Origin of the sequence: Amycolatopsis sp. (genome assembly GCF_036008905.1) — a bacterium.
Lineage (GTDB): Bacteria > Actinomycetota > Actinomycetes > Mycobacteriales > Pseudonocardiaceae > Amycolatopsis.
Window position 1 is genome coordinate 1 of the sequence record NZ_DASYMU010000189.1, and the last position, 9409, is coordinate 9409.

Genomic DNA, 9409 nt, shown 5'->3' on the forward strand with positions numbered 1-9409 from the left:
CCACGGTTTCGCGGCGGCAGGGCGCAGACCCACAAACCGCGACTTTCGCTGGTAGTCACGCCCTGGCGACGCGAAACCGTCAGCGCGCAGACCCGCCGAAAGCCGGGCTGCCAATCTCAAGCCAGCTCCGGCGGAAACCCTCCGGTAGCAACAGGTCCCCAGCTCTCCACCGTGATCCGGATCAAGCTCTTCCCCTGCTTCAACATCGCCTCGCGGTACTCGTCCCAATCCGGGTGCTCCCCGGAAATGCTCCGAAAATACTCAACCAGCGGCTCGACGGCCTCAGGCAGATCGATCACCTCGGCCACCCCGTTGACCTGCACCCAAGCCCCACCGAAATCATCCGACAGCAAACAAACCGAAACCTTCGGCTCCCGCCGAATATTCACGACCTTCGCCCGCTTCGGGTACGTCGAGATCACGATGCGCCCTTCGGAGTCCACGCCGGAGGTGGCGGGTGACATCTGCGGCGAGCCGTCGGCCTTGGTGGTCATCAGGATGGCGTGGTGGCGGGTGCGCATGAACTCGACGAGTCCGGCACGGTCGACTGTTTCATTGGTGGCGATAGTCCTTGGCATGACCACGAAGGTAGCGTGCGTGGATGACCTTCGCCGCGCGATCCTGGCTGCGTCCGGAACGCCCCGGTTCGCCCGAGATGATCACCGATCCGGCTGAGCGCCGGGCGATCGTCATCGAGTTGTTCCTGGTTTTCGGGATCACGCTGGGGCTGTCCGGGGTCCGTAGCCTGTTGTCGCTGGTCGACTCGTTGCTGCGGCCGGTGCCGTTGTCCCAGCAGCAGGTGGCGCTGAACGTGCCGCAGGCCGCGGCGAGCCTGATCGACCTGCTCAAGCAGCTGCTGAGCGTCATCCAGCTCCTCGGCTGGGGCGCGCTGGGGCTCTACCTGCTGTGGCGCGCCGGGGTGAAGCTCGCGGCGATCGGCCTCGACAAGCGGAGCCCGCGCCGGGACGTCGCCTGGGGGTTCGGGCTCGCCGCGCTGATCGGGATTCCGGGGCTGGTCCTGTACTTCGTCGGGTACAAGCTGGGCTTCAACCTCGCGGTGCTCCCGTCGACCCTCGGCGACACCTGGTGGCGGCCGATCACGTTGACGCTGTCGGCGTTCGGCAACGCGTTCGCCGAGGAAATGCTGGTGATCGGCTACCTGCTCACGCGGCTGCGGCAGCTGGGCGTGCGCGAGAACTCGTCCCTGGTCGGCGCGGCCGTGTTGCGCGGGTCGTACCACCTGTATCAGGGCTTCGGCGGGTTCGTCGGCAACTTCGTCATGGGCCTGGTGTTCGGGCGGCTCTGGCAGCGTACGAACCGCCTGTGGCCGCTGGTCGTGGCACACACTTTGCTCGACGTGGTCTCGTTCGTGGGCTACGCGTTGTTGAAGAACAGCTTGTCTTGGCTCCCTTAGCCGGCGCCTGAACCCACTACCCTCAGGGCTGTGATCAGTGAATTCGCCACCCCGAGGGTGGACAGCGAGGTCGGACCACTCCGCGCGGTACTCCTGCACCGGCCGGGCAACGAGCTCAAAAGGCTCACCCCGCAGAACAACGACCAACTCCTCTTCGACTCCATCCCGTGGGTCGGACGAGCCCAACAAGAACACGACGCCTTCGCCGAAACCCTCCGCAACCGCGACGTGGAGGTGCTCCTTCTGGCCGACGTCCTGCGCACCTCCCTGGGCGACCCCCGGGCGCATGCCGCCGGTGTCCACACCGCCGTCGACGAACGCCGGCTCGGCAACGAACTCGCCGACTCCCTCCGCTCCCACCTGTCCAGCGTCACCCCTGACACGCTGGCCGAAGTCCTGATGGCCGGGATGACGTTCGAGGAGCTCCCGTCGGCGGAGGGCAACTCGCTGGTACGCAAAATGCACCACCCCCACGACTTCGCCGTCGACCCCCTGCCGAACCTGCTGTTCACCCGCGATTCGTCGGCCTGGATCGGTGACCGCGTCGCCATCTCGTCACTGACGATGCCCGCCCGCCGCCGCGAAACAGCCCTGCTCGACCTCGTCTACGCGTATCACCCGCGGTTCTCCCGGGCCGACCGTGCGTACGGCGCGCATTCCGCGCCGATCGAAGGCGGCGACGTGATGCTCCTGTCCCCCGGAGTCGTGGCCATCGGCGTCGGGGAACGCACCACCGCCGCGGGCGCCGAATCCCTGGCGAGGTCGCTGTTCGCCGACGACGTCGCCCACACCGTGCTGGCGGTTCCTATCGAGCAGGCCCGCGCGACGATGCACCTCGACACCGTCTGCACCATGGTCGACACCGACGCGGTCGTCATGTATCCGCTGTCCCGCGACTCGCTCACGGCGTACACGATGCGGCCCGCCGGGGACGGCGCGATGAAGGTCGAAGGACCGACACCGTTCCTCATCGCCGCCGCCGAAGCCATGGGCATCGACCGCCTCCGCGTCATCGACACCGGCCTCGACCCCGTCACCGCCGAACGCGAACAATGGGACGACGGCAACAACACCCTCGCTTTGGCGCCGGGTGTGGTCGTCGGGTACGAGCGCAATGTGGAAACCAACGTGCGCCTGGAAGAAGCCGGAATCGAAGTGCTGCCGATCGCGGGCTCCGAGCTGGGCTCCGGCCGCGGCGGACCGCGTTGCATGTCCTGCCCTATCCTGCGTGATTCAATTTAGCCTAACCTAATAAATAGCCAAATGAATTAGGAAAGGCTACCCAAGTTAAGCACTGCCTTGCTTTAGGAATGGTAACCTAATAGGGGGTAGATCACCAGATAAAAGTGGAAAACATTTAGCGATCGAGTTATGGTGACAAACATGGCCCTCACGAAAAAAGAACCGCGATCCAAGTTCTACGAGCTGTTGCAGGCGCAGATCCACAACGAGTTCACCGCGTCGCAGCAGTACATCGCGCTGGCTGTCTGGTTCGACAACGAGGACCTGCCCCAGCTCGCGAAGCACTTCTACAAGCAGTCGGTCGAGGAGCGCAACCACGCGATGGCACTCGTCCAGTACATGATGGACACCGACCACCACGTCCAGATCCCCGGCATCGGCGAAGTCCGCAACGACTTCTCCGACGTCACCGAGCTCGTCGAACTGGCTCTGGCACAGGAGAAAGAGGTGGCCGCCGACATCAAGATGCTGACGAAGGCCGCCCGCGCCGAAGAGGACTACATCGCGGAGCAGTTCACGCAGTGGTTCCTCAAGGAGCAGGTCGAGGAGATCTCCCAGATGACCACGCTGCTGAACATCGTCAAGCGCGCGAACGGGAACCTCTTCGAGGTCGAGGCGCACCTGCACCGCGAGACGGTCGGCGATTCCGGCGCGGACTCGAGCATGCCCCCGGTCGCCGGTGGCGCGCTTTAGACATCAGCTGAACAAAGAAGGCCCGGACTCTCCCCCTGGAAAGTCCGGGCTTTCTTTTTGGGCAACAACACTGCCGAATTCGGGATCAGCAGTCGCTGTTGGTCTTTACGAGCCGGATGGCCTGGACAACGTTCGCACCGTCGACGGCGAACTGGTAGATGCTCGTTGTGCTCGCTGGGGCATACAGCCCGGATTCGTTTTCGCCGGCACCGGCGTACTTCTGCTTGACGTCGTCCTTCGTCGAACCCTTGCCGATGCCTTCGGGCGTGTGCACCGGGCCGCTCGGCACGATCATCATGGCGAAACCGCCGCTGGTGTTCGGGGTCGCGGGGGACGCGGCGACGAAGCCGGCACCCGGCACGCCGTCACCACTGAAGTTGTAGCCGGTGCACGCGGTGGAGGTGGGGGTCTCGGTCAGGGTGACGCCCGCGGGCGGCGTGCCCTCCAGATAGGCGTCCAGCTTGAGGTTCCCGAAACCGGCCGGGCTGATCAGCCCACCGGTGGTGACGAACTGCGGCGCGGGCTTGCCCGAAGTGGGCGTGGTCTTGGCGGGCGCGTTCGGGGTCGTCGGCCTGCCGGCCGAGGGAGGGCTTCCGGGCACGGACGTGGGCAGCGGGGATTCACCACCGGGCAGCGGGCTGTCGGTCGTCGGAGCGGGAGGCGCCGAGCCGGCCACGGTCTGCGGCAGGGCACCGGTCTTCAGCGCCGACGTGTTCATGGCGGCGGCGTTGTCCTGGGAGCGAAAGGGGCCGAACGTCAGGCTCCCGCCGACCAGCACCACGGCCACCACCGCACCGCTCGCCGACATCATCGCCGTCCGGCGTCGCCGGATGCGGCGCGCTCCGGCCACGATGGTCTCGGGTGCGTCGGTCTTCGGCCGCACGGCAAGCCGTTCGTCGCCGAACAGTCGGCGCAACTCAGCGTCCAACTCGTCTTCGAGTGCGCTCAACTCGTTTCCCTCCCTTCGCTGTCCTGGACAGGACGTGCCTCTCCAGCCCCCACGGCTAGCTTCGTGCGCAGCGTGGCGATCGCCTTGCTGGCCTGGCTCTTGACCGTCCCCTGGCTGATGCTCAGCGCGGCCGCGATCTCGACCTCGGACAGTCCCTCGTAATAACGCAGGACCATGACGGCACGTTGCCTCGGCGGCAGTCCGCGTAACGCCTGCCACAGCGGCTCGTGCTCGAACGGGTCCGCCGGGACGTGCGGCTGGGTGTCCGGGATGTCGGCGACGAGGTTCTCGCGCTTGATCCGGCGCCAGCGGCTGACGTGCGCGTTCGCCATCGAACGGCGGATGTAGGCCAGCGGGTCGCCGGTCTTGTGCTGTACGTGGGCCCAGCGGGAACCGATCTTCTCCAGCACGGTCTGGACCAGGTCGGCGGCGTCGTGCGGGTTACCCGTCAGCGCGTGGCCGTAACGAAGCAAACCGGGCAGGCTGGCATGCACGAACTCCCCGAAGTCCGTGAGTTCGCCAGTCACCGACGATCCCCTCCCTCGGTGCGCAGTCCCGTCGCCGGCACTCTGAAGGGGCTCCACTCCCGACAAAGCCGCCCAGCCATCCACCCCTGTCATGGCAGGCGCGACTGCGGTCACCGTATCGCCTCCTCCCAGCATGCCTTTGGCTGGCGTCTTCCCGCCATTCACAAAACGCATAACCGCCCCCGCAGGTTGTCTTCGAGCGACCCTCAGTTCTAGGGACGCCCGAACGGGGGTCCAGTTGCGAAGCGTTATCTGTTCGCCAACGCGGGCGGAAGTTGGAAAGAATCGCCCGGTCCAGGCGGGAATTCGTGCACCGCGACGACGGCCGCGCGCGGGATCGGCCCGTAGACGTGCGGGAACCAGGCTTCACTCGGATGCGCGGGCACGCCCGCCTCCCAGCGCAGCGGCACGCCGAGCCGGCCGGGGTCGATCTCGAGCAGGACGAGATCGGTCCGGCCGGCGTACAGCGCGTTCGCCGGAAGATGCGCGGTGCCCGGGTCCGAGCAGTGGATGAAGCCCACGGTGTCGAGCGATGGCGCGCGGTACTCGCCGTCGTCCGGCACCGCCGCCCACTCGGCGGCGGTGCAGATATGCAGGATCATCAGCGCAGGGTGAGCTGGCGACCGATCAGGCCGTCACGCGAGCGGCGCTCGGCCGCGTTGAGCGGTTCGGCGTCGAGGGACTTGAGCGCGGCTTCCAGGCGGGCACCGAGCTCGTTCGCGCCGTCGGCCCATTCGCGCGCGTGCGCCTCGGGGTCGAGGTCCCACACCGGCACGAGCAGCCCGTGCGCGCGGAAGGAACCGGCGTAGCGGGAGTCGTCGCCGAGACCGATCTCGCCGGCGGCGGAAAGCCGCGCAAGCGCTTGCAGCAGCAGGTTCTCCGGCTCGGGGCGGACCCAGCGCAGGTGCGCCTTGTCGCCCGCGAGCACCCAGTAGGCACCGGGGCTCAGGCGCTCGGTCGGCATGATCGCCTCGTTGGCGCGCTCGAGCGACAGCCCGACCTCGCCGCTCGCGTCCGCGTCCTCGGGCAGCCACCAGCTGAAGTCGGTGTGCAGCGTGGCCTCGAGCTCGGCGCCCGGGACCAGCAGGTCCTGCAGGCGCTCGCCGTCGGCAGGCGCGGACGTCGTGTCCGGCACCCCGAGCACGTCGCCCGGCTTGGCGTCGAGCACCCAGCGCAGCGACCGGCCCAGGTCACGACTGATGTCGGACGACCGCGTCTGTACCTGCATGCCGACGAACCGCTCACCGTCGGACCGCACGAAGGCGGCGGCCGCCATCGGCAGCACCGTGCCCAGCGTGACTGTCTCGTCGGAGTTCGCCAGCGAAAGCTTCGCCGTCGCGGACGGCACGAACTCGCGCAACGCGATCAGCTCCGGCTCCGCGGCCAGGCCCTCGAACGGCTGGCCCACGAACACGTCGCGCACCTTCACCTTGCGTTCCGGCTTCGGACCTTTTTTGCGCGCGCCCTTGCTCATGTGGCCTCCTCGTCTCGGCGAGCAAACGCTACCGCCCGCGCCCGCGAGCTAGGCTCGGTGGGTGTTCGACCCTCGTGATGCCGCGTTCCTCGCCGACCCGTACCCCGCCTTCGCGCGCCTTCGCGAAAGCGGTGAGGTGCATCGGCACGACGGGCTCGGCCTGGCGATCACCGTCTCGCACGCCGCGTCGGCCGCGGTGCTCCGGCATCGCGGGCTCGGCCGGATCTGGACCGACGCGACGCCGTTGGAGCGGTTCACCTCGTTCAACCTGCTGCACCGCAACTCGCTACTCGAGAACGAGCCGCCCGCCCACACGCGGTTGCGACGCCTGATCGCCGGGGCGTTCGGACGCGGGCACGTGCAGCGCCTCGCGCCGATGGTGGCGGAGCTCGCGACGGGCATGGTCGACCAGCTCGCCGGGAAGATCGCCGCCGACGGCGAGGCCGATCTACTGGAATTCCTCGCCCAGCCGCTGCCGGTGGCGGTGATCGCCGAGCTGCTCGGCGTGCCGGAGGCCGACCGGCCGTTGCTGGTCCCGTGGTCGAACGCGATCGTGAAGATGTACGAATACGCGTTGCCCGCCGCCGAGCAGGACGCGGCGGAGCGGGCCGCCGGCGAGTTCGTCGCGTATCTGCGGGAGCTGGCGGAGCGGCCGCTCGGGGACGACCTGATCAGCGACCTCCGCCGCGGCGGCCTCACGCCCGACGAGCTCGTCGCGACGGCGGTGCTGCTGCTGATGGCCGGGCACGAAGCCACCGTCAACGTCATCGGCAACGGCGTCTCCGCGCTGCTCACGCACACTTCGCAATGGGAACGGCTGCTGGCCGGACCGGAACTGGTGGACAGCTGCGTCGAGGAGCTGATCCGCTTCGACTCACCGCTCCAGCTGTTCGAGCGGACGGCGACCACGGACGTCGAGATCGCCGGGTACCGCGTGACCGAGGGCGAGAAGATCGGCGCGCTGCTCGGCGCCGCGGCACGGGACCCGGCCGTGTTCGACGAGCCGGACAAGCTCGACATCGGGCGGACGCCGAACGCGCATCTCGGGTTCGGGATGGGCATCCACTACTGCGTCGGCGCGCCGCTGGCCCGCGTCGAGATCGCGGCGGCGCTCAACGCGCTGACGGCGAAGCTGCCGGGGTTGAAGCTGGCGAGCGAGCCGCGGCGGCGGCCGGAGTTCGTGATCCGCGGCTTGCGCGAGTTACGGGTGACGGCCTAGCGCACCGAGCCGGACGCCCGCTCGGTTCGGAGTTCGGGGTCCGGGGCGCCGGTGACTTTGAGGACGCGCATCGGGCGTAGTTTGCGCTCGTTGATCGGCGCGAGCAGGCTGGTCAGGCGGCGGATGGCGACGGCGGTGAGTACGGCGAGGAGCACGGCGGAGAGGTCGGCGAGAGCGATCAGCACAACGCTTTCGGCCTGCGCCTGGACACCGGTACGCAGACGCCACCAGATCACCAGCGCGACGAACAGCCAGTTGACGATCCAGGCGGCCCACCAGGCGAGCACCAGCCGTGACGGCTTCGGCCGCTCGTCCGACGGGCGGCGGAGCACGGCGTGCTCCAGCTCGGAGACGATCGAGCCGGCCAGCACCAGGTTGTAGCCGGGAATCAGGACGCCGCGGCCGACCTGGCGGGGCGTCCGCGGCGGGTCTTCACCGGACTCGTCGGCCGCGGCGAGCCGGGCGACGAAGAGCCACCAGAGCCCGAGGCCGACCGGCACCAGCGAAAAGATGGTCATCAATAGGGCCACGGTGACCAGTAACGTGTCCGAGGCGTTGACCACCGCGGTGTTCAACGCCGAATCGCGGCTCTGCACCAGCAGTACGTATCGCCAGATTTCGGCACCGGCGGACACCAGCGCGAGCACGGCGAACACCCACAGCGTCATGACACTGCTGCGGGCGATCACCCGGAGCCGCTGCAACGGGGTCAGTTCGTCCGACGCCGTGCCGGGTACGGCCGTCGGCAGGCGCCAGGTCAGGTTCGGAAAACCCCATCGCGGCGGCGACGGGTACGACGGTGGTCCCGTGTAGCGCTGCACCGTGGGAGACCGGCGAGCCGGCCAAGCTCCCGGCGGCGGCGACGCCACCCAGCGCACGCGCTGCCTCAGCCGGACCGGCTGGTACGGCTGAGGCTGGGGCCGCCACTGCGGATGAGGCTGCACTGGCGGCCGCGACGGCGGGTAGGGACCTGGGTGCATGCGTTACAGGATCTCGGGTTCGGCGCCCGGCTGACCGACGACGTCGCGGCCCTCGGCGTGCCACGACTTCATGCCGCCTTCGACGTTCACCGCGTCCCAGCCGCTCGCGTTGAGCCAGGCGGCCGCGCGAGCGGACCGCCCGCCACTGCGGCAGACGACGTAGACCGGGCCGTCGGTGAGCTCGGCGATCTCGCTGACGCGCTCCGGAAGCTCGCCGAGCGGGATGTGCTTCGCTCCGGGCGCGTGTCCCGCGGCCCACTCGTCGTCCTCGCGGACATCAAGCAGCGCGACCCTGTCCTTGGGCAGGTCGGAGATGGACACGGTCGGAATTGCAGACGGGCTTACCACGGTTTCCATACTCCCATGTCAGGTCGTTGTGCGGGTGTGAGCTTGCGCGTACCTAGGTCGTGTTCTAGTGCGGAACGGCTTTCTCGGCGCCGACGCCGGTCAGCGACCGGACCTCGATCTCGGCGTACTTCTTGGCGTCGTACTCCTTGGACTGCCTGGCGCCGAGCCAGCCGAGGAAGAACGACACCGGGATCGACACGAGCCCCGGGTTCTCGAGCGGGAACCAGTGGAAGTCGACGCCCTTGATCATCGGTTTCGCGCCACCGGACACCGCCGGCGAGAAGATGATCAGCACGATTGTCACCGCCAGGCCGCCATAAATGCTCCACAGCGCGCCCTGGGTGTTGAACCGTTTCCAGAACAGCGAGTACAGGATCGTCGGGAGGTTCGCCGAGGCCGCGACCGCGAACGCGAGTGCCACCAGGAAGGCGATGTTCTGTCCGTTGGCGAGGATGCCGCCGGCGATGGCGACGGCGCCGATGACCAGTGCGGTGATGCGGGCGACCTTGACCTCGGCGTTCGGGTCGTCGACCTTGCCCTTTTTGACCACGTTCGCGTAGACG

Annotated in this window: 12 protein-coding genes; 4 read left to right on the forward strand and 8 right to left on the reverse strand. The window is 68.1% G+C overall.

Features of this window, described 5'->3' with window-relative positions; translation table 11 throughout:
• Window positions 1-116: 116 nt before the first annotated feature.
• Window positions 117-578 carry a PPOX class F420-dependent oxidoreductase gene (locus VGP60_RS31480; protein ID WP_327551795.1) on the reverse strand — a complete coding sequence of 154 codons (462 nt, stop codon included), beginning with the start codon at window positions 576-578 and terminating at the stop codon, window positions 117-119.
• Between the two features lie 23 nt (window positions 579-601).
• Between VGP60_RS31480 and VGP60_RS31485 the strand changes: the two genes are divergently transcribed.
• The 3 genes from VGP60_RS31485 to VGP60_RS31495 all read left to right on the forward strand — a co-directional run bounded on the left by VGP60_RS31485 (window position 602) and on the right by VGP60_RS31495 (window position 3349).
• Entirely contained in the window at window positions 602-1414 is an 813-nt protein-coding gene (locus tag VGP60_RS31485) for a type II CAAX endopeptidase family protein (RefSeq protein ID WP_327551786.1), read from the forward strand.
• Window positions 1415-1471: 57 nt separating this feature from the next.
• Window positions 1472-2656 (forward strand): arginine deiminase, encoded by a 1185-nt coding sequence (gene arcA, locus VGP60_RS31490; RefSeq protein WP_327551796.1) that lies wholly within the window; start codon window positions 1472-1474, stop codon window positions 2654-2656.
• 141 nt (window positions 2657-2797) lie between these two features.
• A complete protein-coding gene (locus tag VGP60_RS31495) occupies window positions 2798-3349 on the forward strand; it encodes a ferritin (RefSeq protein ID WP_327551787.1) in 552 nt (183 codons plus the stop codon).
• An 85-nt stretch (window positions 3350-3434) separates the two neighbouring features.
• On the opposite strand, the gene VGP60_RS31500 is transcribed toward VGP60_RS31495, so the two are convergent.
• The 4 genes from VGP60_RS31500 to VGP60_RS31515 form a co-directional block, all read right to left on the reverse strand.
• Entirely contained in the window at window positions 3435-4298 is an 864-nt protein-coding gene (locus VGP60_RS31500) for a hypothetical protein (protein ID WP_327551788.1), read from the reverse strand.
• Window positions 4295-4825 (reverse strand): SigE family RNA polymerase sigma factor, encoded by a 531-nt coding sequence (locus VGP60_RS31505; RefSeq protein ID WP_327551789.1) that lies wholly within the window; start codon window positions 4823-4825, stop codon window positions 4295-4297. Before VGP60_RS31505 ends, VGP60_RS31500 begins: the two co-directional genes overlap by 4 nt.
• Before the next feature lie 248 nt (window positions 4826-5073).
• Window positions 5074-5427: a DUF952 domain-containing protein gene (locus VGP60_RS31510; RefSeq protein WP_327551790.1), complete on the reverse strand. Its 354-nt coding sequence runs from the start codon at window positions 5425-5427 to the stop codon at window positions 5074-5076.
• Entirely contained in the window at window positions 5427-6299 is an 873-nt protein-coding gene (locus tag VGP60_RS31515; protein ID WP_327551791.1) for a DUF5926 family protein, read from the reverse strand. Before VGP60_RS31515 ends, VGP60_RS31510 begins: the two co-directional genes overlap by 1 nt.
• A 61-nt stretch (window positions 6300-6360) precedes the next feature.
• Between VGP60_RS31515 and VGP60_RS31520 the strand changes: the two genes are divergently transcribed.
• Entirely contained in the window at window positions 6361-7518 is a 1158-nt protein-coding gene (locus VGP60_RS31520; RefSeq protein WP_327551792.1) for a cytochrome P450, read from the forward strand.
• On the opposite strand, the gene VGP60_RS31525 is transcribed toward VGP60_RS31520, so the two are convergent.
• The 3 genes from VGP60_RS31525 to VGP60_RS31535 all read right to left on the reverse strand — a co-directional run.
• Window positions 7515-8498, reverse strand: coding sequence for a DUF4328 domain-containing protein (locus VGP60_RS31525; protein WP_327551793.1), 984 nt, complete (start codon window positions 8496-8498; stop codon window positions 7515-7517). The two genes, VGP60_RS31520 and VGP60_RS31525, sit on opposite strands and share 4 nt — an antisense overlap.
• Before the next feature lie 3 nt (window positions 8499-8501).
• Complete coding sequence (locus VGP60_RS31530; protein ID WP_327551794.1) at window positions 8502-8855, reverse strand: rhodanese-like domain-containing protein; 354 nt, start codon at window positions 8853-8855, stop codon at window positions 8502-8504.
• A gap of 55 nt (window positions 8856-8910) precedes the next feature.
• Window positions 8911-9409 (reverse strand): sodium:solute symporter family transporter (locus VGP60_RS31535; protein WP_414640434.1); only part of this gene is annotated, 499 nt, incomplete at its 5' end.

Coding starts and splice junctions, on each gene's coding strand:
- VGP60_RS31480 (WP_327551795.1), bottom strand. CDS start 578: ATGCCAAGGACTATCGCCACCAATGAAACAGTCGACCGTGCCGGACTC.
- VGP60_RS31485 (WP_327551786.1), top strand. CDS start 602: ATGACCTTCGCCGCGCGATCCTGGCTGCGTCCGGAACGCCCCGGTTCG.
- VGP60_RS31495 (WP_327551787.1), top strand. CDS start 2,798: ATGGCCCTCACGAAAAAAGAACCGCGATCCAAGTTCTACGAGCTGTTG.
- VGP60_RS31510 (WP_327551790.1), bottom strand. CDS start 5,427: ATGATCCTGCATATCTGCACCGCCGCCGAGTGGGCGGCGGTGCCGGAC.
- VGP60_RS31515 (WP_327551791.1), bottom strand. CDS start 6,299: ATGAGCAAGGGCGCGCGCAAAAAAGGTCCGAAGCCGGAACGCAAGGTG.
- VGP60_RS31525 (WP_327551793.1), bottom strand. CDS start 8,498: ATGCACCCAGGTCCCTACCCGCCGTCGCGGCCGCCAGTGCAGCCTCAT.
- VGP60_RS31530 (WP_327551794.1), bottom strand. CDS start 8,855: ATGGAAACCGTGGTAAGCCCGTCTGCAATTCCGACCGTGTCCATCTCC.